This window comes from Microcoleus sp. AT3-D2 (genome assembly GCF_036705715.1).
Classification (GTDB): domain Bacteria; phylum Cyanobacteriota; class Cyanobacteriia; order Cyanobacteriales; family Microcoleaceae; genus Microcoleus.
In genome coordinates this window covers 34,484-60,961 of record NZ_JAUBVE010000035.1, presented here as the reverse complement: position 1 = coordinate 60,961, position 26,478 = coordinate 34,484, and the positions used below count along the sequence as shown (strand labels likewise).

At 45.3% G+C, this 26,478-nt stretch carries 21 protein-coding genes; 5 read left to right on the top strand and 16 right to left on the bottom strand.

Annotated elements, in window-relative coordinates; genetic code table 11:
- Positions 1-28: 28 nt before the first annotated feature.
- From QUB44_RS16330 to QUB44_RS16290, 9 genes are all read right to left on the bottom strand, one after another.
- Positions 29-604 carry a VapE domain-containing protein gene (locus QUB44_RS16330; protein WP_333369282.1) on the bottom strand — a complete coding sequence of 192 codons (576 nt, stop codon included), beginning with the start codon at positions 602-604 and terminating at the stop codon, positions 29-31.
- Positions 605-930: 326 nt separating this feature from the next.
- A complete protein-coding gene (locus tag QUB44_RS16325) occupies positions 931-1,797 on the bottom strand; it encodes an Arm DNA-binding domain-containing protein (protein ID WP_333369280.1) in 867 nt (288 codons plus the stop codon).
- A 332-nt stretch (positions 1,798-2,129) separates the two neighbouring features.
- The gene (locus QUB44_RS16320) at positions 2,130-4,019 is read right to left on the bottom strand and encodes an aminopeptidase P family protein (protein ID WP_333369278.1); all 1,890 of its coding nucleotides are present in this window, start codon (positions 4,017-4,019) and stop codon (positions 2,130-2,132) included.
- A gap of 16 nt (positions 4,020-4,035) precedes the next feature.
- Positions 4,036-5,205 (bottom strand): pyridoxal phosphate-dependent aminotransferase, encoded by a 1,170-nt coding sequence (locus QUB44_RS16315; protein ID WP_333369290.1) that lies wholly within the window; start codon positions 5,203-5,205, stop codon positions 4,036-4,038.
- 87 nt (positions 5,206-5,292) lie between these two features.
- Positions 5,293-8,334, bottom strand: a complete 3,042-nt coding sequence (locus QUB44_RS16310; protein WP_333369276.1) for an SMC family ATPase — start codon at positions 8,332-8,334, stop codon at positions 5,293-5,295.
- 205 nt (positions 8,335-8,539) lie between these two features.
- On the bottom strand, positions 8,540-9,715 hold the full coding sequence (locus QUB44_RS16305) for an exonuclease SbcCD subunit D (RefSeq protein ID WP_333369274.1): 1,176 nt from the start codon (positions 9,713-9,715) through the stop codon (positions 8,540-8,542).
- A 173-nt stretch (positions 9,716-9,888) separates the two neighbouring features.
- Positions 9,889-10,101: a DUF5615 family PIN-like protein gene (locus QUB44_RS31180; RefSeq protein ID WP_445299900.1), complete on the bottom strand. Its 213-nt coding sequence runs from the start codon at positions 10,099-10,101 to the stop codon at positions 9,889-9,891.
- Between the two features lie 3 nt (positions 10,102-10,104).
- Positions 10,105-10,431 carry a DUF433 domain-containing protein gene (locus tag QUB44_RS16295; protein WP_333039227.1) on the bottom strand — a complete coding sequence of 109 codons (327 nt, stop codon included), beginning with the start codon at positions 10,429-10,431 and terminating at the stop codon, positions 10,105-10,107.
- A gap of 153 nt (positions 10,432-10,584) precedes the next feature.
- Positions 10,585-11,478, bottom strand: a complete 894-nt coding sequence (locus QUB44_RS16290; RefSeq protein ID WP_333369272.1) for an ion channel — start codon at positions 11,476-11,478, stop codon at positions 10,585-10,587.
- A 112-nt stretch (positions 11,479-11,590) separates the two neighbouring features.
- Between QUB44_RS16290 and QUB44_RS16285 the strand changes: the two genes are divergently transcribed.
- Positions 11,591-11,911 (top strand): hypothetical protein, encoded by a 321-nt coding sequence (locus tag QUB44_RS16285; protein WP_333369269.1) that lies wholly within the window; start codon positions 11,591-11,593, stop codon positions 11,909-11,911.
- Between the two features lie 139 nt (positions 11,912-12,050).
- Here QUB44_RS16285 and QUB44_RS16280 read toward each other — a convergent pair whose 3' ends face one another.
- The 4 genes from QUB44_RS16280 to QUB44_RS16265 form a co-directional block, all read right to left on the bottom strand.
- Complete coding sequence (locus QUB44_RS16280; RefSeq protein ID WP_333369288.1) at positions 12,051-13,385, bottom strand: hypothetical protein; 1,335 nt, start codon at positions 13,383-13,385, stop codon at positions 12,051-12,053.
- A gap of 551 nt (positions 13,386-13,936) precedes the next feature.
- Positions 13,937-14,458, bottom strand: a complete 522-nt coding sequence (locus QUB44_RS16275; RefSeq protein ID WP_333369267.1) for a hypothetical protein — start codon at positions 14,456-14,458, stop codon at positions 13,937-13,939.
- Positions 14,459-14,745: 287 nt separating this feature from the next.
- Positions 14,746-15,096, bottom strand: coding sequence for a hypothetical protein (locus QUB44_RS16270; protein WP_333369265.1), 351 nt, complete (start codon positions 15,094-15,096; stop codon positions 14,746-14,748).
- A gap of 386 nt (positions 15,097-15,482) precedes the next feature.
- Positions 15,483-16,583, bottom strand: a complete 1,101-nt coding sequence (locus tag QUB44_RS16265; protein ID WP_333369263.1) for a saccharopine dehydrogenase NADP-binding domain-containing protein — start codon at positions 16,581-16,583, stop codon at positions 15,483-15,485.
- Between the two features lie 369 nt (positions 16,584-16,952).
- On the opposite strand from QUB44_RS16265, the gene QUB44_RS16260 reads away from it, so the two are divergent.
- On the top strand, positions 16,953-17,153 hold the full coding sequence (locus QUB44_RS16260) for a polymorphic toxin type 34 domain-containing protein (RefSeq protein ID WP_333369261.1): 201 nt from the start codon (positions 16,953-16,955) through the stop codon (positions 17,151-17,153).
- A 28-nt stretch (positions 17,154-17,181) separates the two neighbouring features.
- Positions 17,182-17,985, top strand: a complete 804-nt coding sequence (locus QUB44_RS16255) for a HEAT repeat domain-containing protein (RefSeq protein WP_333369259.1) — start codon at positions 17,182-17,184, stop codon at positions 17,983-17,985.
- Positions 17,986-18,049: 64 nt separating this feature from the next.
- Here QUB44_RS16255 and crtO read toward each other — a convergent pair whose 3' ends face one another.
- Both crtO and QUB44_RS16245 read right to left on the bottom strand, forming a co-directional pair.
- Positions 18,050-19,747: a beta-carotene ketolase CrtO gene (crtO, locus tag QUB44_RS16250; RefSeq protein WP_333369257.1), complete on the bottom strand. Its 1,698-nt coding sequence runs from the start codon at positions 19,745-19,747 to the stop codon at positions 18,050-18,052.
- Positions 19,748-20,182: 435 nt separating this feature from the next.
- Positions 20,183-21,343, bottom strand: a complete 1,161-nt coding sequence (locus QUB44_RS16245) for a tetratricopeptide repeat protein (protein WP_333369255.1) — start codon at positions 21,341-21,343, stop codon at positions 20,183-20,185.
- A gap of 90 nt (positions 21,344-21,433) precedes the next feature.
- Here QUB44_RS16245 and QUB44_RS16240 point away from each other — a divergent pair, with 90 nt between their 5' ends.
- On the top strand, positions 21,434-21,760 hold the full coding sequence (locus QUB44_RS16240) for a YbjQ family protein (RefSeq protein WP_333369253.1): 327 nt from the start codon (positions 21,434-21,436) through the stop codon (positions 21,758-21,760).
- Positions 21,761-22,030: 270 nt separating this feature from the next.
- Positions 22,031-22,657, top strand: coding sequence for a hypothetical protein (locus QUB44_RS16235; RefSeq protein WP_333369251.1), 627 nt, complete (start codon positions 22,031-22,033; stop codon positions 22,655-22,657).
- Positions 22,658-22,908: 251 nt separating this feature from the next.
- Here QUB44_RS16235 and metH read toward each other — a convergent pair whose 3' ends face one another.
- A complete protein-coding gene (gene metH, locus QUB44_RS16230) occupies positions 22,909-26,460 on the bottom strand; it encodes a methionine synthase (protein WP_333369249.1) in 3,552 nt (1,183 codons plus the stop codon).
- Positions 26,461-26,478: the final 18 nt, after the last annotated feature.

Sequence of the window (26,478 nt, the reverse complement as noted above, 5' to 3'; positions counted from 1 at the left end):
ATATGGCACAGGCACAACGGCTCGCGGGCTATGGTCTAGACGTTTTGAAGAAGCTGTTTAGAATGAAATAGCCCTGATTGCAAACCATCTGTTCATCTTTGCTATAAGCTTGCAAAGTCATAGAAGTAAATAAGTCCTCTCCTGCTAATGCTTTGAAGAAAGAAGTCTTATAAAACCCTTGAGAACCTTTAAGTATAAGTACAGTATCAAATTGACAACCGGGCTGAAATACTCTAGCTACTGCACCTACTAAAGTCTTAGGTAAAAATACTCCTTCTAAGGCATCAGGGTCAATATGTAGGACTTTCTCATTAAGCTCTCTAAAAACATCTTTGTAGTCTATATCTGGGAACTTAGACTCGCATTCACTTAAGTAATCCTCTAAGGGAGAGAAGAGATTTTTACTAGCGTAGATGTGGGCTAGTTCATAGATATACTTATCATTTTTTAGGACTGTATTATGCTGGAGAGAAACCTGATACCTAAACTTAGGTAAGTCAAATAGTTCTCCCTCCAAGTAAATATCCTTGGTGACTTTGTTAAGCTTTAACTGATCAGCAAAGTTATTAGCAATAATTGCTTTGGTTCCTTGGTAATTCGTCATATTAAAAAATAGTCAAAAATATAGAGAAAAAAATCATATAAACACCCCGAAAATGTTCTAACGGAGATTGCCATAGCAAAATCGCTAGAAACCTAGAATCTCTAAGTTCTTGCTGATAAGACAAGAAAATAAGAGACTCCTAAATTGTCAAGGTTCAGTGTTTACCTATTACTCATTATAGAAAGTCCTTAATTGAATCGACAGAGTAAGTAAGGTAGAAATAACCGTATTTGATGATGTTCGGTAAACCGTACCAACGCACATCAATGAAAAGGATAGAAGTTTTTCGCCTCTATCCTCTTGATTTTCTGTTTTATTTACGACACTTACAACTCAGGTAAGGTTAAATCCTTCTTAGCTGCTAGGTAATGGTCTAGAATAACTTGAGGACTATTGCCTACCAGTGCTGCTACGGTAGATGGATCATAACCATCGCGAATTAAGCGAGTGATGAATGAGTGCCGAAGATTATAACAGGGTAGGTATTGGCTAATTTTTCCAGACTGGTACAGTTTGATTACTACAGGACGCCATTGCCGATTGAGAAAATTATCTTGATTCAGATATCCTCTAACTTCTTCAGGCTCAAAGCATTCTTTAGAACGTTTACTTTTTTGTCCTTTAGGCAGTTGCTTTTTGAGATTGTGATAGGGATTATCACTGATTAATTTAGTCTCAACAGAATAGTTGCAGGCAGCATTGATGTTAGCAATTGCTTTTTTTAGGGTGCTGGAACTGTAATGCTCCAATAATTCCTGCAATAGTAAGTGAGGATTGTCAAGGTCAAGAGCTTCACTGGAAACTTTAGTTAAGCACCTCTCTACTTCTTTCCAGTCTTTTTTTTGAGTTGTTTTAGCTACTCGCTGTAGATTGGCTTCCTTGTAGTGTTCCCAAACATCAGCTAGATTAACCTTAGTTACCCGTTGTACAGGTGCTAGTGCTTGTGCGTGTTTAGGAGAATATTTAGCTAGACTCTCATCGAAGCGTTCCATTAGGATATCGCTGTTGATTTCTTGAGCCTTAGCACTGGCTACCTTGAGAGTAGTATCAGTATCAGCTTTACCGACGGTTATCACGTAACGCTGACCATTGAACCGCCAGCGAATACGATAGCTACCTTGGAATCGCTCTACCGACACCTTACCGTACTTAGCTACTACACCATCTTTAGTGTTATCCTGGTTGATGAACATAATTTTGGGTATGGGTAAATTTCATACCCGCCTCATACCCAGTTTCTTGGACAGAGGGTATCTAGTAAAGCTTCCAGGCGTTTGTTTACCTTAAAAGTAGTTAAAGCTACCTGATTTGTAATCAGCCTGTCGCAGGTTCAAATCCTGTCACCAGCTTTATAGCAGTTTTCAATCGGATTAAATATCGGATTAAATACAGTAGGGACATGGCAGTGCCGTGTCCCTATCTGATATGTGCTATTTTGTACCTTTGGGGCGGGCTCGCGTGCCCACCCCACAAGAGTTTCCCGAAAAATAGGTGCACAAGTTAAATGTGCGACAAATTACAAGGCTTAACCTAACGCAGCGCAGGCTGTTTTCAACCATTCAATTGTTGCTGCATCAAGTACGGGTTCCAGTTTCTCGACTACAGCAGCATGATAATTATTCAACCATGCTAGTTGAGTCTTTGACAGCCGATCGACATTAATCAATTTGCGCTCAAACGGAATATACGTCAGCGTTTCAAATCCGTACCAAACCGTACCGTTTTTTGATGGCATTTCCCTGACAACATAGAGATTTTCGATGCGAATTCCGCCCCATCCCGGTTCGTAATATCCCGGTTCGATGCTAGTTACCATTCCGGCTTCCAGGGGATACTGCACAGATTTGCTGATGCCGTTTGGCCCTTCGTGACCGGCTAAAAACGCGCCGACTCCGTGCCCTGTACCATGTCCGTAGTCTAGTTGTTGTTGCCATAATACCGCGCGGGCGATCGCATCTAATTGCGCTCCCGTTGTTCCTTTGGGGAATTGCTGCATTGCACAGTTGATGTGCGCGATTAACACTGTTGTGTAGTGTTCTATTTGTAGCGCCGTCGGTTCTCCGATACTTACTGTTCTCGTATCGTCGGTTGTACCTGCTAAATATTGCGCCCCTGAGTCCAATAACAGCAGTTCCCCCGGCTTTAACGTTATTTCAGGGCTGGGGGTTCCGTAATGTACGATCGAGCTATTGGCTCCCGCACCGGCGATCGTTCTAAAAGTTAAAGTCTGAAAATCTGTTTCTTGCTGGTAAAATTTTTCGATGCTTTCTTTGACATCAAACTCTGTCACTACATTACCATTTTCTAGCTGTTCTGTCAACCACTTTAAAGCCAAAGTTTTCGCTCGGCTTGCTTTGAAATTTGCTGATTTCATCTGCTCGATTTCAACCGGATTTTTGCGAGCTTTCATCCCTTCTACTGGATGAGTATCAAAAACTATTTCGATGTTGTATAACTGCGCTTCTTGATGGTTTAATATTAACTGGTACGTGCCTGCTGTGCTGTGTTTCTGGTCTAAAAGTACCCGAACTTTATGTGGCAAATTTACGCAAGTTTCTAATGTATGCGGATAGTCGGCGTAGGGAAGCAAAGTTACATCCGCCCGCAATTCTTGCTTGATTTCTGGTGAAATTCGTTCGGGATTTGTAAACAAAAACGCTGAATCTGTGGTAACAATGGCATAGGATATGAAAATGGGAATGTGGGGAATATCCGAGCCTCGGAGATTGAACAGCCACGCTATTTGATTCAAGTTGGTAATCGGAAGCACATCGATATTGGCTTTTTGCATCGCTTCCCTAACTCTGGCTAATTTTTCGGCGGCGGTTTCTCCTGTCAGGGATACAGGTAAGCTAAATATGGGTTCTGCATCAATCGCGGGTAAAGTCTCTGCTGTTTGCCAAGGAGTTTGCGATCGCACTTTGTCTGTCAAATTCTCCCGGATTGGTATGAGATCAATCTCCGCAGTTGCAAATTTTTTCACCCAATTTTGATATTGCTCTGTCGCTACAGTAAACGGGTCAAAACCCATGCGAATTTTCCTTGATTTTTCGGTCGATTCTACAGCCAGTTTTTCTAAAGTTTCAATTAAGGTTAAATTTCCTTCTAAGCCGAGTTTCGATATTTGAATAATTCCAGTATCGACTTGCAATTCGGCTTGTTCGTAATAGCGGGAATCCACAAACAACCAAGCGGAATCTTTGCCAACCAACAAATCACCAGCGGAACCCGTAAAACCGCACATCCAAGCTCGTCGCTGCTTGGCTGCTGGAACTGATAAATTTAAATGTTCGTCAACCGCTGGGATGTAATAGCAATCTAAGTCGTAATCTGCCATCAAATCGCGCAAATCTGCCAGTTTTGAAGCGGAAGTATCTTGAATCTTTGTATTTGCTTTTAAGTTAGTGGCAACCATTTTTAAATTTCCTATTTTACTTGTTTAAAATTGTCTTCAAACCTTTAACTAATCTCCTAATACCTGCGGTGGCGGTTGCTTTTTCCAAAGCACCATAAGCAACCCGCAAATAGCAGCCGCTATCCATGCCGAATGTTGTACCGGGAAGCACGGCTACGCGATATTCACGAATTAATTTTTCTACTAATTCCATTGTATCGAGTTCAGTATCAACTTTCAAGAAAAAGTAGAAAGCTCCGCAGGCAGGGGAAATTGTACACAAATTTTGGATGGTATTGAGTTCGTCTAATACGAGTTGGCGCACGGATGCGATCGCCCTTACATAATTATCGCAGTAACCTCTACCAACTTGCAAGGCTCCCAGGGCTGCATACTGAGAAATTACGGGCGGACAAATTAAGATGGTATCTTGAATCTTTCTCACAGAAACCAGCAAGTGTTCTGGTATTACCATATACCCGATCCGCCAACTCGCAAAACCGTAGGCTTTGGAGAGGCTAAACAGAGAAATTGTATGTTCGCTGCTGTTGGGAAAAGCGGCGGGCGAACAGTGTTTTACGCCGTTATAAGTAAAATATTCGTAGGCTTCATCGCTGATGTGATAGATGTTGTGCTGGCGACAAATTTCGTTAACTTCCCGGAGTGCTTCGACCGAATAAACAACACCAGTGGGATTATTTGGTGAAATGGTAACTATGGCTCGCGTTTTGTCGGTAATTGCTTTTTTTATAGCATCGATGTTAAGTTGATAGTTGGCGTCGGTTTCTACTATGACTGGTCGGCAATTTGCCATGATTGTCGCCATTTCGTGGTTGAAGTAATAAGGTGATTGGATAATAACTTCGTCCCCCGCCGAAGTGATGGCGAGAATGGCGTTGGTAAATCCCATGTTGCTGCCGGCGGTAACGACAATGCAGTTTTTGCTATTAATTTCTATGTCGTTATCGGTTTTTAGTTTGGCTGCGATTGCATCCTGTAATTGTGGAATTCCTTCGACCGCTTTGTATTTGTGATTGTCGGGATTTGCAAAGAATTCGGGAATTTTGTCAAATGATTCTTGTGGCGGATTGTAGTAAACTACGCCTTGTCCTAATGATATCGTTCCCGGATTTTGGCGAATCAGTTCTCCAACTACTGGAATTATGGGCGACTGTACCGATTGCATCCGAGTCGCGTGATTTTTCATCATATATTATAGGTAATTGTAGGGCAGGTTTCGTGATAATGTACGTCCTGAAGCAAGTTTACTATTTCACGCACTCGCCTCTCCGCTTCAGGATCTATGTAATTCTATTTTAGAACCTTGCGGCGACTTAAACACTTTAACTTGTGCGGGCAATCTTTCGCCCAATTCTCGAACGTGGGTAATCACTCCAATCAGCCTGTCTCGCTGCCGCAAAGATTCTAAAATTTGAGTAACGCTTTCGAGAGTTTCGGTATCTAAAGTGCCAAATCCTTCATCAAGAAATAAGCTGCCCAAGTGAGTTCCTTGAGACAGTTTTTCTGACAAAGCTAAAGCCATTGATAAGGAAGTTGCAAAGGTTTCGCCGCCGGAAAGGGTTCGCACTCGTCTCGCTTCGCCACCGTTCCAATTATCTGCTACCCAGTATTCGCCGTCTTGGTTTTTTAGTTTGTAGCGATTTTCGGTTAATTCTTGCAAAATTAAGGTGGCGCTGCCGACTAATTCTGCTTCTAAATGTTCTAAAATGTAGGATTGAAATTCGTTGGATTTGAGGTTCTGCGCTAAGGTGTGATAAGTTTGCTCTTGTTCGGTGAAATTTGTGATTTGCTGTGACAGTCTTTCGGCTTGTTCGAGATTTTGGGCTGCTACTTGAATCCAAGCTAAAAGTTCGGCGCGATTGTTGTTGGCTTGTTTGAGGTTTTCTTGGGCGGTATGTTTTGCCGATCGCACTTGTGCTAAAGTATTCTCATCGGTAGTTCTGCCTGCGATCGCCTCGCTCAAATCTTTCGCCCGCGTCTCTAACTGAATTTTTGATTCGCGGTGAGAGCGAATAGCATTTTCCCATTCAGATTGTTCTTTAACTGTCGCAACCGCTGCTAAAAATGTCTCTTCTGTGAAATCAGCCGCCGTTAATTTTGCTGACCAATCCAGGTTTAGCTGCTGTTTCTGGGCTTGGGCTTGCCCAAAAGCCTCTCCAGCTTGTTGCTCTCTCTCTGCTGCTTGAATAACCTTATTTTGAGCAGTTTGATATGATTTTTCGGCCACTTTAAGCAGATTTGCCAAGTCTTGCTTGTCTTGTTCTAAGACTTTTGCTAAATTAGCATAAGGTTGATATTCCGTAATTTGATAAAGCGCATTTACACAACTTTGGAACTGCTGCTGGCGGCGGTCTGATTCGGCGATCGCATCTTGATATTCCTGCTGTTTAGCTGCTTGAGTCGCCACCGCCATATTAAATCTTTCCTGAAAATTATCATATTCCAATGATGCCAGTTGGAACTGCTGTTCGGTTTGGCGGTATTGGCGATCGCTCTCTTTAAGGATTGCCAACTCCTGCTGCAACCCCAAGCTTTCCCACTGAGAATCTTCCAGAACTTGAGTAATTTGCTGCTGCAATTCGGCAACTCTATTCCCCGTTAATTCCAGCATTTGAGCAATTTCTGACTCTTTTTGCTGGCAAGCTGAAGCTGTACTTTTTCCCTCCGCCAGCAACCTTTGAGCATCTTGAAAAATCTGATTTGCCGCCGCAAATTTCCGCCGCAAATCAGCGACATCGACAATATTAGAATCTGGCAAAGGAGGGAGGCTCTCGCTCTCAGGATGCACCCCCCCGCACACCGGGCAAGTATCGCCAGAATTCAGCGACATTCTAATAGCAGCAACACTCTCTAAACGTGCCGCTTCCGCATTAGCAGTTTCCGCCACTTCTAACTCGCGGGCGCACTCTTTTAGCCTGAGTTCAACGGCTTCTAAATTACTAGTAGCCTCCACATAATTTTTTTGAGCGCTTTCCTTCTGGCCCAGAGATTTATCCAACTGTTCTTGCTGAGTATTTTGCTGCTTGGTAATTAGCTGAATTTCCATCAATAAGGGTGAAATTTGCTGCAATTGCTCTAAACGCTTTCCTCCCGGCGCATACTGTGCGAGCTGTGCCGCTGCTTGAGTAACTCGAAAACCCGCGCCTTGAATTTTAGTGTTAGCAGCTTGCAGATCTTTATCTGCTGCCATAAAAAAGCGGAGTTTTTCCTGTTGAATTTTTTGGGCAAGCGCCACTTCTTTTTCTAATTGAGCGCGCTGTTCTTCATATACTTTAGCAGCAGCTAGAGCATCTTCGCGAGCCTTAATTTGTGGCGCTAGTACCTCTTCTTTGGCTTTGGCTGCGTCAAGTTTCTGCTGCTCTACTGCCAGCTCAAAGCGAGCTTTAATTAAATGCTTTCGCGCTGCCACCGAGGCACTTTCGGCAGTTTCATACTGACTGCGAGCCGATCGCACTAAAGCCCAATCTCCCTGTAAATGATTGGCAGCTTGCGCTCTTTCTAAACGCTGAGCTAAAATTGTCACCTCTGCAGAATTAGCATTTAATTTAGCCAGTTCTTGTTGCAGCTCTTGCCAGCGAGCAATTTGCGAAAATAGCTGTTCCTCTTCATCTAAATCCTTCTGAGCTTTCATAACGGTGCGATCGAACTCAGGCAACTGCTGCTCTAAAATCAAAAGTTGCGATCGTCTTTGAGCCACCTCATCAGCCGTCGGCGCACTTAAATCCGCTAGCTGCCTTTCCACCATTTCCCGTTCCTGTTTTAGCAACTTTGCGAGCTCATTTGTTTCCTTCCGCATCTGCTCAAAAATCTCAAATCCTGCTAGCTGCCGCAAAATTTCCCGACGTTTTGAAGTATCCCCTTTAATAAACTCATCAAACTTGCCTTGAGGCAGAACAATTGCTCGCGTAAAAGTATCAAAATCCATTCCTAAAATCTGTTCAATGGTATTTTGAACAGCAACAATACTCGTTCCCAAAGTTTCCCATTGACCATTTTGCCAGTTGTCCAAAATCACCTTATTTTCGGGAGATTTCGGACGAAAACGCCACCTCCGCGTCACCCGATACTGTGCCGAACCCACAGCAAAACGCAACTGCACTTTTAAATTTTCGCTACCTTGACTTGCCAAATCACTTACTTGTTTGCCACTGCGAGTAGTAGTGCCAAAAAGAGCGTAAGTCATGGCATCTAACAGTGAAGATTTGCCCGCACCTGTAGCACCAGTAATTGCAAACAAATCGAGTTGAGAAAAATCTAAACGCTGTTCGCGGTGGAAGCTGGTAAATCCTTCGAGAATAAGTTCGAGTGGACGCATACTGATTTTAGATTTTGGGTTTTGGGGTTTTAGATTGTTACTCTTTACCAGGCTCTGCCTGGTAAAACAGATCCGGAGGCTCTGCCTCGAATTTTCCTATTTAAGCGCGAGGCAGAGCCTCTGGATATTGGTTCCCAGACGGAGCCTGGGAACCAGTTAAAAACTATGTGAAATTTGAGAGTGTAGATTGTATCTTTTTACCCATTTAATTATTAACTGTTTCTTTAAACTTCTTGTACAAGTTTTGAAATTCCTCCAATACTGCAGGTTTCGGTGTCGTTCCCAAGCGGTTTTGATAATAGTTGCAAAACTCTGCTGCCGGATCGAAATTATTGGGATCGATATTAGTTATTTCTGTTGCTTCTAGCGCTGCATCTGGATAGCGCGGTTCAATTAACAGCGCTTGAGAACAAATTTGACGCACTCGATCGGCAAGTCCGATTTGCGGACTGTCCAGTTCGACAATTACTTTCAAGAAACCCGGATGATACTGATGAGCTTGTAAAGTTTCATCAAGATTGTCGTTATGACATTTAAGCACTTTTAAGGGCTTGTGGCAAGCCACAGGCTTAAATTCCACCTTGGCCTGACTTCCCGGCTCAACTTCTATCAAGCAAAATCCTTTTTCCTGTTCCGCTTCTCCAAAATCTAACTGAATCAAAGAACCGGAATAATAAGCGGGAGAAGTCTCAGAAATCCGCTGGTGAATGTGGATGTGCCCGAGGGCAACATACTGAGCTTCCGGGGGCAGAGTTTGCGCTGACAGCAGGTATTTTTCTCGCGTGTAATAAGCGACTTCCGATTTTGCCAATCGAGCGCCGTCAATGCTCATATGTCCCATGAGAATATTGACAGTATTGTCTCTAAAATCCCTGGTTAAATCTTCGATTAAATATGCTACGATTTCGCGGTAATCTTTGCGGCGATCGGCATCGCCAGACTGCCACAGAGAATTAGCATCTAACAGTCTTTGTTCAGAAGCAAAAGGCATTGCTCCCACACAAAGTTTACCGCTTTTTGTATTGAGAGTAATCGTGCCGCCGTCTGCGGAAAGCCTGGGTTTGCCTAAAGCGCGAACACCGGCGAGGGAAAGCAATTGCGCGATGCTGTCGATGCGGGATGCCGAATCGTGATTACCGGCGATCGCAATTGCGGGAATTCCTGCAGCTTGGAGTTCGCAGAAAAAGTTATAAGCAATGCGTTCGGCGTAAGCGGTGGGGTTGGGCACGTCGAAAATGTCGCCGGCAACGAGCACAGCATCGACATCCAAGGCTTTTGCTTGCTTCAAAATCTGTTCGAGGGCGATCGCAATTTCGGAAGTGCGATCGATCCCTCGAAAACGTCGCCCTAAATGCCAGTCAGCAGTATGAATTATTCGCATAGTATAAGTTAATTTCAGACTCGATGTATTCTATCACTTATATTCAGTCCGACGGACGGTTAACTCGAATCAGCATACCTCTCAAAGTTTCCAGATTAGAAATAGCCTCATTAATCCGCGCAGCCAGCCGCTGCCAATTTTGATCGCTCGTGCATACAATAATCCCATTATGGTCAGAACTTAACCTGCTGCAGTCGAATAAAATCTGGTCGGTTTAGTGTCACAATTGCGCGATTCGTGCTAACAGCAAAAGCTAGAACTTCTTCATCAGGAATCTTTTGATTGGCATTCCCCGCTTCTTGAACTGTAAGGACATCATGCCCCAAATTACGCAGTAGTTTTACGACCGGAAGAGGGTATTGTTCATCTGCATAAATACGCGCCACAGCTTATGCCTCTTCTTGTTCTCTAATTGCTCGGTCTATCTCATCAACGTGTGCCTCAGCATAAGCAAAACCATTTACTAAATCGGCAGCACTGAGATCGGGATGACCTTCTAAAATATGAGCATCGCTAGCACCTTGACGCCGATAACTTATCAACAGCCAAACAGGAATCCGCGTTTGTCTGATACAGGCTTCGCCACCCATTACACCAGGAGTCTTTTGAATTCCCGACCAAAAATTGCTTAAACTTTGAGCTAGTAATTGTATAGCTTGAGCTTTTTCTTCGGAAGTTAATGCAAGGAGTTGCGGTTGTAATTCTTTTAGTGTCATATTCGTTATTCGTACTAAGTAGTAAAAAAAATATAGGTTTTGTCAATCTTCAAACTATTCTAGCACTTACCATCCCAAATTGTATTCAATATATTTAATTACCAGTCCTAGCGGACTGCACACCAAACCCGAGAACAATGTAACTTAAAACTTTCATTCAACAGGCTTCACATCGTGAAACCGAGTATAATCAACCACCCGCCCTCCCGTCGCCGATTTCAAAAAAATATCTACAAACCGCATATTCCACATAATTTCAGATGCCACAAAAGAATGTCGCGCGTGAATAGTTTGCGAAACTGTTTCGTCAATTCCTGTTAACGTAATTACAATTTCCGCTTGCTGATCCATCAAGTCTTTGGCAGTAAGTTGGTACAAAGGACTGCTCTCCTCAATTGCGTGCATAACCGTCCAAGTTAAGGCAAAAACCGGAGAGTGACTTCGCACCAATTGCAAATCGTAAAAACGCCGCATAAATTCTCCTTCCGGTGTTACCTCGTCACGGATCAAAGTAGCTCGCTGCTGCGCTTCTAAAATTTGGTTGAAACGCTGATTTGCCGTGCGGTACATCAGAGTCGGAACGCCGTTGAAAGGAGCGATCACAGCTACGCGGCTGAAGATAACTCTAGCTGTTGGTCTGGAAAATCTCGAAAAAGCCAGTCCCGTCACCATCGCCACTCCCCACAAAGCAAAAAGTGCTTGGATCGCGACTAGAGTATTAGCGTAATCCGTGCGCGGATACATAGCGCCGTAGCCGATCGTCGCCATTGTTTGCACGCTGAAATAAAAAGCATCTTGGAAAGAACCCGGCCGCGCGTTAGCAATGCAATCTCCTCCCGCCAAGTAAGCTAAGGCAAATAAAGAATTTGTGACTGTATAGGAGAGACAAATCAGGATGAAAAATCGCGGCCAAGAAAGAGTTAGTAGCCTGTGGTAGAGGTCGGCAAAATGCAGGCGCGGTACTCCCAACTTGACAATATTTAAGGGCAATTGTCCTTTGCGACTGACTAAACGAGCCTGTGGCTGGTGGTTGCGGTTGATTTTCATTGCGATTTGTAACTGCGGCTGTTTCAATTTGTAACTATTGCTTTGACCGGGAAAACTTATCCTTTAGACTGATGTCTGATTCCAAAAATTCGGATAAAAGCGGAGTTTAGAAATGGTTGAGCTTAACTGGCATGACTATCTCGTTATGGTTTCTTTTGTGGCTTCTATTGCGGGTCTAGTCCTGCTGGGTGATAATCGCAACTCGCAGCCAACGGACGCTCGCACTTTGAGCGAAGAAATTCTAATCAAGATGAGCTTTACTTACTGGATAGTGTACTGCATCTCTTTTTTCGGGCTGAAACTTCACCTACAAGAGGATAGCTGGTTATTGCTCAGTTTAAAGCTGACTACTGTTCTTTCTTACTTGTTAACTGCTTCTAGCATACTCAGCCTGCCGCTGCAACGCATGGCTGTCCGACAAGTTGAAGATTAAAAAAAGTGTTTGTAGTGAGGACTTCAGTTTTTTCGATCGCGGTGAAGAAAAACTAAAGTCCTGACTGCAAAGCTATTTGAGTGATATTACCGGGCAATAAGCTCACAGTTAGCTGTGAGTATGCCACAAACTCGGTTGCTTAGGATTTAAAGCCTTTAGAGCTTTTCTTTTTCTCCTGCGGTTTAGACTTTGACTTATTAACTTCGCCTAAAGCTTCCTGAAATAAGTTGTGCAGGTGCACGGGAACGCTGGCAATTTCCGGGAGTTCGGGTTCTAAGGGTTTTTTAAACTCTTGCAGCAAGGCATCTAAATCGCGATCGATATGAAAGTCTGTACGTTCCAATACAGTTTGCAAAACTTGTTCTAATTTCGCTGGATTAACTTTAGCTAACCGTTGCCAAATCCAGACATTAATTGCAGGATCTTCGAGATAGTTACGCACTAGCTTTTCGTAACCGGGAACGGTTGAAAAGTCTTCGGCTGCTAGCAGTGCAGTAAATTGAGCGTAAGTAGACAAAAAGGTTTGTCCCCAGCGAGGATGAGAAAGTGCTGTCACCTGTTCGGCTTTCTTGAAGCGATCGGGCAATTCGACTTTCGGCATTACCATTTTTGAACTAGCATTGCTGTCGAGCATTACCTCAACTGCTTTAGCATCAGCACCTGCTGCGGCGATGGCGGCTGCTTTGACTTCTTCTCGATCGACTCCGGCATCTTCAACGATATCCGCCAGAGATTTATTTTCATCAATGCCGATATCAGCTAGGCGTTTTTTAGTGATAAATTCCTGAAATTCAGCCAACTGTTTATTCAGGTGATATCCCGATAGCGTAACTTCCTCGCTGCCAAAAAATTCGGTAAAATCTTCGTGGTACTTTTCTACCGAATCCCAAGCTTGCTCTAACAATTCCGGCGCATCGCTGTACAGGTTCTGTTTGTGATTTTGCTTGAAATTGCCGATCGCCACCGCCAACTTCGGCTTACCCAATTTCCCCTTCAGGATGGGAGAGCTCGAAAGTACCCACCAGTCATCGGTAAGGGGAGAAATCCGAGCCAGCAAGATTTCTCCTAACTTAAAGCGAGACATTTCTGCAAGAAAATTAGGACTGTTGGGCTTGACAACGTAGTGCTTAGCCGTCAGCCAGTTCATCAGTTCAAACCTGTCGGGGGAAACTTGAGTGATTTCAAATAAGCCAGTGAAGCTTCTGTGCTCCCAACTTTCGAGCAAGCTACGATCGCTCTCGGTTAAATCCGGCTGACTTTCGACAAATAGGTCGATCGGCGTTTTGTCTCCGACTTTACCTTCGATGGTAAAACTGTCAATCACTTGATTTTGCTGAGCAATATCGTAGCGCTCGCCGGTCGATCGAGCTGCAGCATAAGCTTCCAAAGCTACCGCCAACTCTCCCTCAGCATCCAGCACAAAGTCAATTAAATTTTGCTTGAGTGTCCAAGCTCTTTCCAACATTTCATCCACAAGTAATACCAATTTTGAATGAGAGGATTTAGATTAACAATTATCCGACTTGAAGCAACCGACGCTTTACGATCCGGCTGCGATTGAAGAAAGCGCATCGCGAACAATGACAGAAATATGCGATCGATGCCTCAGTCCTGAATAAGTTTAATTTTAAGGCTAATAGTTAAAAAAAAATGTTAATCTCAAACGGAAGCATCCCGATTTTGTAAAAAGCATTTTTTAGGAGTGCGAAACTCACGCACAGCAAAGGCTCTACGTCTATAGCGAGTTCTCACAGCGAACAGCCCTGTGAAATAAAAATCGTGCGGAAAAATGCGATTTTAACGGAGCATAAAAATACCCTCTCCGATGTAGAGAGGGGCTGAAAATCCCCAAAAACTTCGCTAAACTCGCGTTAAAAACTGTGCCACCTATCAACAACAGTCCAAGACGCAGCAGCCGGGTTTTTTTTTATCAAACACTTCCCTCCATTCCGGTACCCGGCTAAAAATAACCGGAACGCTTGAGTTTGTGTGCGTCCAAGACTGAAAAATACTTGGCGTAAGCCCTTAGCGGCGCTCTTTGTCAATGTCGCGGGGTACAGCGCGTTCCACCCGATCCCAAGCGTCGCGCGTGGCGGGCTGAGCTTTTTCCCAAGTCACTTTAGACTTACCGCGATTTGTTTCGTAGTCGCGCCGCAAATCGTCTTCGATCTCGTGGTATTTCTTACCCGTAGCGCCATAGCGACTGTATCCTTCATAACCCGTGCGGTATGCAGGCTGATAGTCTTCGTAAGTCGCGCTAGTGTCCACGTAAGGACGGGAACTGTAGTTGCTTTGCCAGTAAGCCTCTTCTACCGTGGGGTCGATCGCCTCGCCCACACCTTTGCCCACTAAACCGCCGCCAAACGAACCCACCACAGCGCCTACCACTGCTCCTACAGGCCCGCCGATGGCACCGCCGATCGCAGCACCTGCAGCACCCGCACCCGCCGCACCAATACCCGTTGCGACTGGATGAGCTCCCTTTTCCCCGGAAATCGGGTCTAGGTTAGCATCAGGTTCATGTACCGTTTTTTTGTCATCGCTCATGATATTTTTTTCCTTTTATCTAACTGTAACTCTTATTAAATTTACCTTTTAAACTCATATCTATTCATCTTCCTTGAGGATGAATCTGCTAGCTTAAAGAGCAGGGAAACGAAAAAATAGTTCTGGACTCAAAAAGTAGTTTTACACGCTACTATAAAGCGATCAGGTGCGCCGAGGCGCACCCTAGATAATTATGTTCAAGTGAGTTCTGAGTTCGGCTCAATTGTTTACTCACGGAAGCTGTGTATTTACCAGCAACTTGAGTTAGATATAAATCTCTTGATTTATTAGTTGCCCGTTACCTTTTCGATCAAATCTTCAGCTTTTTGAACTATGCCTTCTTGCGGGTGTTCTCCCTTGTACTCCTTTAAGCTTTCGTCGTAAGCTTTCTCGACCTTTGCAGGATTTTGAGAGGTTTTGACTATTTCTTCGTAAGCTGCTTGGGGATTCAGATCCTCGAAACTTTCTGCGGGGTCAGTAATTTTAGCTTCTGGCGGCGCCTGAGTTCTGTCTTGACCTGCGTAAGCAGCCTGACTAGGTACTATCGCTAGACTTAGCAGACCAATGAACGCCAGGGTACAGACCAGCAAAATGCTTTGGCTCAATCTTTGTCCGAGAGCTTTTAAAACCCGCTTCATATCAACTTCTCCTCGTATTTTTCCGCAAAAATTATGGTGTTTGTCGCCCCTTAACTGCGATCGCACATTGACAACCTTGGTTCAAGCGCAATCTTTGTCGCAGCTACCGCATCTAGAGCGAGCCAAAAGGGATGTTTCCCGTGACCTCCAATATCTTAAGCGCCTGCTTGTTATTATTACTTCTACCAAAAGATAGATTAGTTAGACAAGCGGAACTCATCTCCTATCAGGGGCGATCGCAATTCCTGCGAGGAACCCTATCTAGGGGTTTTCTCATCAATTACGAAGCCCCTGACTCTTCTATTTCGGCGCGTCTTTTGCGTCTTCGCAGTTCGGGCAAAAATCCCATTTCCCAACATTTTAAATTGCTAAAAATAACCTACTAACTACAAAAAAACCTGCTCTATGTCTAGTTTTCTGTTCTGCATAGCTCGTTCAAATAGCTCAGTAGAAAGAGCTTGTTCGACCGACCAAACTCCGGGTTTTTCCAGTTTTCCTTCTAACATTAATTGAGCTATGCTGCCAGTACCGATGCCCGTAGCGACGGCAGCACTGGGGTGTATCGCTGTCGAGGAAACTTTAGCGGGTTGACCGTTTTTGAGACCGGTCACTTGCGATCGCACTGCCACACCAACCCCACTAAAACTATTAGTAACACTGGTCATTCCGTAACTGACGTAGGAGAGAAATTCAATCACGGAGTTATTTTTGAGCCAGCTAGTCGGCCAATACTTGGCAACAAACCAGGTAAGGTGATTGTAAAGGTCGGGAGACGTACCGAATTTAGTCACCACTGATTTGACGGGGAAAGTTTCGGGCAAAGTGATTGCTTCCGGCATATCGAACCAGTAAACCCCTGTTTTGCCATAGGGTGCGGGAAATTCAATTGTTTCGCGATCGCTGTAGGGTTTTACTTGCTGCCACTGGCGATCGGCCCAAACATCAAAAGGAGTTTGCAAACCTAAAAAAGTAGTTCTCATGACGGTAACGCCAGCGCCGCCAGAACCTCCGACTACATAACTCAAATGGATGTGTTCTGCTTCATCTAATTGCTCCACATCTCGGCGCACCATGCTGTTAGACACACCGGGGAAAATCCCCGTGTTAATAATAGCAGTAATCCCAGCATTTTTAGCTGCTTCGCGCAATTCTAAAGCTCTGCGAGTAAAACTGCGGCTGTCACTGACATCAGTATAATTAACACCTGCTTCGATGCAAGTTTTCAGCACGCCGGCGTCTCGGTAGTGAAAAGGCCCCGCACAGTGAACGACAAGATTAGACTCTGAAACAGCTTTTTGCAGGGCTGCACTGTCTGCTAAATCAAAAGTTTGGTACTGCACCCGATCCGGCGGCAATCCAGGCCCAATAGAGGCTTCAGAGTTGCGTCCGGTAACAGTAATTTCTGCGTCGGTATGGGTAACGAGGTCTTGGGCAACGCTGCTGCCAATTCGTCCCCGCCCGCCGACAATCAACACTCGGTTTGTCATCGCTCAAAAAAGGGTAAGGCTAATATAAGTTTTTCTATATTCAGGCATAATTTCCATCTGCACAAAGGATGAATTTGCGGTAATATTAGGCATCAAGGGCGAGATCCCGGGCATCCGCAGGCGATCCCGGGCCCAGCAATTCTCCCATACAACCATGCCCTACAGTCAGTTCACCAGTATTGTTCTAGTCAAACAAGCCTTTGGTTTAACAACTGTCTGGTTAACAAAGCGAGTTTTCAAAGATTAGGAATTTTCCCGTTATGCTACAATAAAAGTCAGTCGAACGCGCTAGGTTTGAGGATGCCTCAATGGGCGAGCGGCATTTTACTTATTATTTTTAGTATTTAAACACTATGGCAAAACAGAAACATGACTTCTGAAGGCAACGTCGCTGACACGGGGATTTTAAAAGAAGCTCAGCAACTCATGCAATATGGGTCAGTAGCATCAATGGGTGAAGCGCTGAAAATACTTATGGAAAATGCTGAGCGCAATGATGACAAAGTTAAAATTCAGAAAATAAAAACAACTCAAAAAGCTAAAAAAAAGCGTCGCAGTCGCCACCGATAAAAAGATTAAATTAGAGCAGGTTAAAATTATGAACAAGCAAAGTATTGAACTGCTTCTGGATGATTGCGATTCAGACGAACCAACTAGGCAAGCCGGAGCAATTCTCGATCTAGTTGATGCAGAAGTTTATGAGGCTGCACCGAAAATAATGAGGTTGCTGAAGTCACCAGATGCAGCTATCCGATTCACCGCAGCAGAAGCATTGGGTTATCTGGGAAGCCAGGAAGTAGAGACAGTTGGCCCTGCATTAATGAACTTGCTGGACGACGAAGAAGAACTGGTGAGGTCTGAAGCCGTGGAGGCTCTTGGAGATATTGATTATACCCCAGCAGTTGAATCTATAGAATATTTGCTGAGAAAAGATCCTTCAGCGCTAGTTCGCGCATCAGCAGCAGAAACTCTCGGGTATTTAGGAAAATCTCAAGCCATAAACACTCTCGAACTTTCACTGCTGGATACTAATGAGGATGAAGCTGTTAGATGTTATGCTGCTAACTCGATCGGGCTTTTAGGTACGCCGCAGCTATTGCCAAAACTTGAAAACTATCTAAACTCGGAATTTCCTTTATCAGTAAAAGCTGAGTTAATGGGTGCAAGGTACTGGTTAGGCGCGAAAGAAGATATCGCGAAGCTAGTGGATTTGTTGGATAAGGCTGATGAAGATTTTGCTCAGCACATTTTAACTATTTTAACAGATTTGACGGAACGCGAGCCAGCGCCAAATATTGCCAAAGATGCCCCAGATTTAGATAAAGTATTGAATGCGATCGCGCTTCGTTTTCCTTTGATGCGGCATCAAGCAAAAGAAATACTGGCACAGGGAATAAATTAACACAAACAAACGCAGATGTGATTCATCTGCGTTTATCTGCGTTCATCTGCGGTTGCTAAAAATCTTACTTCTCATTACTCCGAAATACCGACTTAGCCGTCGATTTCAGAGTATTAGCCGCATCTGCGAAAGTCTGGGCGAAAGGCTGCTGCGAGTGCATGAAAACGCGAGCGGTATTGCGTCCCGGCATACCCGAAATCGATCCACCCGGATGCGTTCCCGCCCCCGTCAGAAACAAACCGTCTATCGGCGTTTTGTAATTCGCCAACTCCGGTAAAGGACGGAAAAATATCATCTGATCTAGCGTCATATCAACATGATAATAATTTCCCTTCAAAGCCCCCAAACGCTCTCCCAATTCCGCCGGACTTTCCACGTGGCGGCCGATAATTGCATTTTTGATATTTGGCGCGTATTCTGCTAATTTATCAATACAGCGATCGGCAACTTTGTTTTTAAGCTCATCCGTCCAACCCGTACCGTGCTGGCCGGTTCCTTCAGCATTTTCGATCATGTAAGGAGCAAAAAATTCAATCCAAGCCGTATGATGTCCGGGGGGAGCCATTGACGGGTCTAGTACCGTCGGAAACACTACATACATCGATGGGTCAGAGTCGGGGATTCTGCCGATTGAAGGGTCGCTGTGAGAAATTTCAACGTGTCTCACCGAGTCTGCAATCAACACAGAACCGATTAAATATTCGTCCCTATGATTCCAGCGCTCGAATCTAGGCGCTTCATTGAGAGCTAAGTCTATTTTGAGAATAGTCTCGTTGTTGTTAACAATTTTGCGCTCTAATCTTTCCCGCAAATCCGGGTCGGCACTGTCAACATCGCTGGAGTCCATTAAGTGCAGAAACAAGCGCTTAGCATCAATATTAGAAATGACACCTTTTGTAGCGCGGTATTCCGTGCCGTTGGCAACTCGAACTCCCACAGCGCGACCATCATCAACTAATATTTTCTCTACGTGCTGGTCGGTAAGTACCACACCCGAGTATTTTTTCACTACATTAAGCAGCGCTTGCACTAATGCACCCGTCCCTCCGCGCGGTCTTGCCATGCCGGGATTGTGTCTCATTGCCAGCATAATTGCGCCTACAGCAAGGGTTTTTTGCGAAGGAGGCGCGCCGAGTTCTGCGGCGAATCTTGCTAGGGGTGCTTTGATAAATTCCTCGTCAAACCACTCGTTGAGAAGGTCTTCAGCGCTGGTGAGCATCGTGCGAATAAAGTCCAGCGTTTTGTCGGGTGAACCGATGACTGACAATAAATCTTTGATCTTTGCAATATCGTAGTTGCCTGCAATATCTATGAGAGATTTTGGTGGGGCATTAAACATCGGAACCATTGCACCTAAAGCCCGCTGCCAAAAGTCTGTATATTCGGCATATTTTTTAGCATCGCGCTCGCTGTAGCGGGCAATTTCAGCACAAGTTTTTTCTACAGATTTGTGCGCTAAGAAATATTTTCCGTCGGGATGCGGACAAAAGGCAACTGGATCGCAGAAAAGATATTCTAAACCGTGTTTTTCCAGTTCTAATTCTTCTACAACTGGCCCTAAATGGATAAATTCGTGGTCGATCGCGCACATATTGAATTTAAAGTCCGGCAATTCGGGAATCGCAGCTTCAGTAGTTGCCGCGCCGCCGGGAACTGAACGTTTTTCTAACAAGAGGACTGTATATCCAGCTTTCAGCAGATAAGACGCACAGACGAGTCCGTTGTGACCTGCGCCTATGATAATGACATCATACGTTTGCATAATAGACGAAGTTCTAGGGATAGGATATTTTGCTTATTTTACAAATGTTAACAACTTGGTCGTCTCTACCAATAGAAATAGATTCATTGTTAGTAAGCCTTTTCAGCATATTACAAAAGATGGAGCTTTGACAAAAGTCTGTTGTGCGAGCGCCCTTATTTCTTTTTAAATTTACAGAGCGCTCACCCTTCTCCAATCGCGCCAATATTATACTCTATTTAGCCACATTTATCTGCATTAAATTAAAAACTTAAGGAAACGAAGTAAGAAGGAAGAAGAAAGAGGAAAGGGGGCATAGAAAATAGGCAATAGAAACAGTTTTGAGATTGCTTTTGTCCTTGCAAAACGGCGAGTGGAAGGAGTTAAACCCTAGGAAAATTACTTACTCCACACTCAAAACTGCTAGCCAATTACCTATTAGTACATTGAGACAGATTACTTTAGTTGCTGGAGCGCAGCCTCAGCTTTTTGTACACCATCATTGTTGCCTTGCTGACGGTAAGTGTCGAGGGCTTGTTGAAAAGCTTCAATTGCTTCGGATTTGCGATCGCGTGCTTTGAGTGCCGTACCCATATTGTAATAAGCTTCTGCCCGGTCTGGATCGAGCCTGATCACTCGCTTAAAAGTGGCAATAGCTCCTAAAAAATCTTGTTTTTCCAGTTGAATTTCCCCGATTCCTGCGTGTGCTTCCACTAAATTTGGTCGCACCACAATAGCCCGCTGATAAGCTACCAGCGCTCCGTCGAAATCCTTTTGGGTCTGGAGAAGTTCGCCAATTTCTAGCTGCACTTCTGGATTTCGAGGCTCCAATTTGGCAGCTTCTTCAAAAGCTGCTAGCCCTTCGGAAGTATAGCCGGCACGCAGCAAAGCAGTGCCTAATTTTAATTGGACACCGGCTTGTTTGGGAGCGAGTTGGGCTGCTTCTAGAAGCACGGTGACAGCACTGGCAAAATTTCCCTGCTGGATCAATACTAAACCCATTGAAGAATAAGCTTGCCAACTTTTCGGATCGAGGGCGAGCGCCTCTTGGTATGCTTTAAAAGAACCGCTGTAATCTTTTTGCTGAAAGAGTACCACTCCCAGACCGATCCGGGCATTGACATTTTTGCGATCGAGCGCAGCGGCGCGGCGGTAAGCGGAGGCTGCTGCAGGATAGTTTTGCAACTTCGCCATAGCATATCCTAAGGCGTATTGGAAGTCAGCATTGTTCGGTTCCAGACCGATCGCTTGTTGGTAAAATTCTACTGAGGCTTGATAGTTGCCTTGACGTGCTTCTAAATAGCCAATACCAGAAAAAATGCGCGGGTTTTCCGTATCTAAACGTGCCGCTTCCTGATAAATGGTGATCGCCCTACTGTAGTCTCCTACATCTACAAACTCGCGCCCTTGTCGCAGCAGAGCATCTAAATTTGAATCATTTTGAGGGTTGACTTGAACGACTGTTTCTGCTGAGAGCGCTATCTGCGGCGCTGCGACAGCGAATCCTGCTACTAGCAACGTACTGAATACCAAGAGACTTTGTTTGTGCACGGCCATGTGTTTCAAAGAGTATGTGGAATGGAAGAGCGAGTTGCTGTCAGCTTGCCAAGCTGACAACTTATGATTTACCAGGAATTTTTGAGCGGCGAGATGTAGTAAATCTACAGAACAAGACCCACTCAAAATTTTCGCGATTGAGGCCAACTGATGATTGTAACAACAACTGATATCATCCAAGGAGCAGAAATTCAATCTTATCTGGGAATTGTAACTGCTGAGATTGTCTACGGCACCAATGCCCTGCGAGATTTCTTCGCGGGCATTCGCGACATCATCGGCGGACGCACCGGCAGTTACGAGGAAGTGTTTCTCAAAGGACAGCGAGATGCCCTCGCGGAACTGGAAAAACGGGCCCAGCGCCTCGGCGCCAATGCCGTAATCGGGGTGGAAGTTGACACCGGCACGATTAATGTAGACTCAAACGGGGCTTTGCTGCTGATTACTGCCGTTGGAACGGCTGTAAGATTGCGTTAAGCTGTTTTTTCTGTATACGTCCGCATTTCCTGTATACATCCGGGAACTTTTCCAACGGGATAAAATAGCTATCAGTCATCAGTCATCAGTCATCAGTCATTAGCTAATAGCGGGTGGCTGGGGGCGGATGACTTTTTTGTTTCTTTCTTCAGACATAGATACTGGTTATTTCCCCAGGCAGATATAGTTTTTATCAATCTCAGCCACAATCAATGCTTAAGGTGAAAGATTGTTAAAAATTAAAGCAAATCTCAGAGGAAAAAAAAACCTATGTCATACGTAAATAGACCTGTAGATAACGTTGGTACCGAACCCGTGGTCGTAAATTCAGTGATGGAATACCACGATCGAGTACGTTGGGGCCCGATTTTTTCAGGTTTGGTAATTGCGATCGGCACACAACTGGTGTTAAGTGCATTGGGCGCTGCGATCGGGTTGAGCAGCATTGCTGGTTCAGGAGCTCCGCGCACTATTTCAGGGGACGTGGGTGCCGGCGTCGGAATTTGGTCAATTATCAGTTTGTTAATTAGCTTGGCCGTTGGCGGTTGGGTAACTGCTCGCGCTTGCGGCCCGATGAATCGCAACACAGCGCTTTTGAACGGAGCAATTTTGTGGGCAACGACCTTAACAATTGGCTCTTGGCTGTTAGCAAATGGCGTGGCCGGTACTTTTGGCGTCATAGCTGCGAATGCGGGAGAAGCAATTAATCAAGCGCAGCAGCCGGGCGGGGTCGATTTGCCGAACCAAGCGCCTAACGTAACTGCTCAGGATACTCGCAATATTGCTGGTAATGCTGCGAAAGCTGGTTGGTCGTTTTTGTTCGGCTCACTATTGGGTTTAGTTGCTTCGATGGTAGGAGCATCTGCCGGCGCTCGCACTCCCCGGAATTACTCGTAAAAGTTTCGTCAGATACGGAAAGTTTATATTCATGAAAGCACTTTTGTTAAGGTGCTTTTTTGTTGGTTTAATTCGTGAACTATTTTTTTTATCGTTCCCAGGTTCTACCTGGGAACGCATTTCTTGAGGCTCTGCCTCCTGGTTGTTAAATGGAGGCAGAGCCTCTGGATCTGCGTTACCAGGCAGAGCCTGGGAACGAGGAGAAGGAACGAGAAAAACGAGACAAAGGTGCTTATAGCGCACCCTATAAATTAAGCGCTGAAGTATTTGGCGGCTGGGTGATAGGTGATAATTGCGGTTGTTGATTGTTCGGGATAAAGTTGTTCGCTTTCATCCATGTAGAGGTTGATACGATCGCACTTTAACAATTCCAGTTGCTTGTACTGATCCGCCATGTTCGGACAAGCGGGATAGCCGAAACTGTACCGCGAACCGCGATATCTTTGCGCTAGCATATCGCGAATGTTGTCCGGTTCTTCGCTACCAAATCCCAATTCCCGCCGAATTCGCGCGTGAGTCCATTCTGCTATTGCTTCCGCCGTCTGCACCGCTAATCCGTGAAAGTAGAGATAGTCGGTATATTGATGGTTAGCAAATAGCTTTTGCGCGTACTCTGTAGCAATTTCTCCCACTGTCGCTACTTGCATCGGAAATACATCGATTTTACCCGATTCTTTGGGGGCGAAGAAGTCGGCAATGCACAGCCTGCGCGCCGATTTTTGCCGGGGAAATGTGAATGTTGCAGCGGGTGTCGATACATCTTGCCCGCCATTCATAATTTGCGGATCGTACAAATGCAAAGAATTGCCTTCAGCTTGACAGGGAAAATACCCGTAAATTGCTTGCGGATGCAGTAACTTTTCGGTGATAATTTTGTGTTTCCACTCTTTCAATATGGGATAAACTTTCTCAGCTAAGAAAGCATCGTATTCTTCGCGCGATTGGTCTTTTGGCTTGCGGAACTGCCACTGACCGGCAACTAACGCTTGCAAATCTAAGTGCCAGAAAATCTCCTCAAAGGGGATCTCTTCTCCCTGCAACAGTTTCGTCCCCCAGAAAGGAGGAGTCGGGCGATCGATATCTGCTGCAACTGCTTCGGATCGCTTGGTATCTATCACCACAGGAGTGTCTGCTTTCTTCGCATCTTCTACAGAAGTTTCTGGCGCAGCTTTAGCTTCTTTAACCGCCCCATTATCCTGCCCTATTTCATCTAAAAATCCTTGCAAATCTTCCCATTTACCCGCAGATTTGGCTGGCATGAGTTTCTCCATAAAGTGCAAGTCAGAAAACGCATCTTTGCCATAAATTACTTTACCTTGGTAAGTATTTTGGCAGTCTTCATGTACAAACTTGGGAGTCAAAGCCGCGCCGCCCAAAATTACCGGAACCGTGATTCCTTTCTGGTTGAATACTTCCAGATTTTCTTTCATAAATGCGGTGGATTTTACCAGCAAGCCACTCATCGCAATACAGTCAGCTTTGTGCTTTTCGTAGGCTTCGATGATATTGTCAACTGACTGTTTAATACCCAAGTTTATCACTCGGTAGCCGTTGTTTGATAGGATAATATCAACTAAGTTTTTGCCGATGTCGTGAACGTCGCCTTTGACAGTAGCGATGATGAATGTTCCTTTGGCGTTGTCGCCGGATTCGGACTTTTCCATGTACGGTTCTAAATAGGCAACTGCCGCTTTCATGGTTTCTGCTGACTGCAATACAAATGGCAGTTGCATTTGTCCAGAACCAAACAATTCTCCGACTACTTTCATCCCGTCTAATAGGAAAGTATTGATAATGTGGAGGGGCGGATAGGTTTCTAATGCTTTGGCGAGTTGGATGTCGAGTCCAATGCGTTCGCCGTCGATGATGTGCTGCTTGAGGCGTTCTTCTACCGGGAGGCTTGCGTCTTCTGTACGATCGCGCTTGGTAGTTTTGCCCGCAAACACCGTTGTCAGGTCGCCCAAGGGGTCGTAAACGCAAATATCGCCGTCAAACTCCCGTTCGTCGTAAATGAGTTTACGGCAGATTTCTTGGTGTTTGGGGTCGATTTTGGCGATCGGCAAAATCTTATTCGGGCTGACAATTGCCGAGTCCATCCCGGCTTGCATCGCTTCGTGCAAAAACATGGAATTCAAAACTTGCCGCGCCGCCGGATTCAAACCGAAGGAAATGTTAGAAACTCCTAAAATTACGTGACAACCTGGCAGTTCTTGGCGGATGCGGCGGATGGATTCGATGGTAGCTTTGCCGTTTTTTCTGTCTTCTTCAATCCCGGTGGAAATGGGCAAAGCTAGGGTGTCAAAAAAGATTTCCTCGGCGGTAATTCCGTAGGCGACGGCGGCGTTATATGCGCGTTGGGCGATCGCAAATTTTTGGTCAGCAGTTCTTGCCATCCCGTCTTCGTCAATTGTACCAATAACTATGCCCGCGCCGTATTTTTTCGCCAACTCCAAAACTTGATAAAAACGCGGTTCTCCGTCTTCGTAGTTAGTGGAATTCAGCAAGCATTTGCCGCCCGCAACTTTTAAGCCAGCTTCCATCTTTTCCCATTCTGTGGAATCCAGCATTAAAGGGAGAGTTGCATTAGTCACAACCCGGGACACTAATTCTTTCATGTCGCGCACGCCGTCGCGGCCGACATAATCAACGTTGATATCAAGAATGTGCGCGCCTTCTCGCACTTGTTCCCTGGCCATTGCGACTAAACCATCCCAGTCTTCAGCGTTTAGCAAATCGCGGCATTTTTTGGAACCGCTGGCGTTGAGTCTTTCGCCGACAATTAAGAAGGAATTCTCTTGTTCGTAGGGTTGGGCGGTGTAAATTGAAGCGGCGGAAGGTTCCCAAGTAATTTCGCGGATTTTGGGTTTAAGAGTTTTGCCAATTTCTGATAGTTCGCGGATGTGATCGTAGCGGGTGCCGCAGCAGCCACCGATGACTTGCACGCCTAAGTCTTCGACAAAGCGCATCAAGGCCATTTTTAATTCTATTGGCGTGAGTTTGTAGTGCGCGTGGCCGCCGATGTTTTCGGGTAAACCAGCGTTGGGAACGCAGGAAACGACGAAGGGCGAATGTTCGGAAAGGTATTTGACATGTTCGGCCATGCGATCGGGCCCGGTGGCGCAGTTGAGGCCTAAAATGTCGATCGGGTACGGCTGCAAAATGGCTAGGGCGGCGCTGATGTCGGAACCGACTAACATTGTGCCGGTGGCTTCCATTGTGACTGATACCATTAACGGAATTCGCGCACCTTTTTTCTTAAATACTTCTTCAATGGCATTTAATGCTGATTTAATTTGCAGCACATCTTGACAAGTTTCGACAATAAATAAGTCAACGCCGCCGTCATAAAGTCCTTCTGCTTGTTCGGTAAAAGCGGTGGTGAGTGTGTCGAAATCGATGTGTCCTAATGTGGGCAATTTGGTGCCTGGCCCGATCGATCCTGCGACAAATCGAGGTTTTTCTGGCGTGGAAAATTCGGCGGCGATACCCTTGGCGAGTTCGGCGGCAGTTTTGTTGAGATAATATGCTTTGTCTGCCAAATCGTACTCGGCGAGCACGATGGAAGCAGCGCCGAAGGTGTCTGTTTCGATGACATCGGCCCCTGCTTCGAGGAATCCCCGGTGCACGTTGGCGACAGCTTCCGGTTTGGTGTGGACGAGATATTCGTTGCAACCTTCGTATTCTTTGCCGCCAAAGTCTTCTGCGGTGAGGTTTTGGACTTGCAGGTTGGTTCCCATGGCGCCGTCGAAGACGATGACGGGGCGTGAGGGGTGGTGGAGGCGATCGAGGAATTTGCTATTCATAAGCGGTCAAAAAAACGC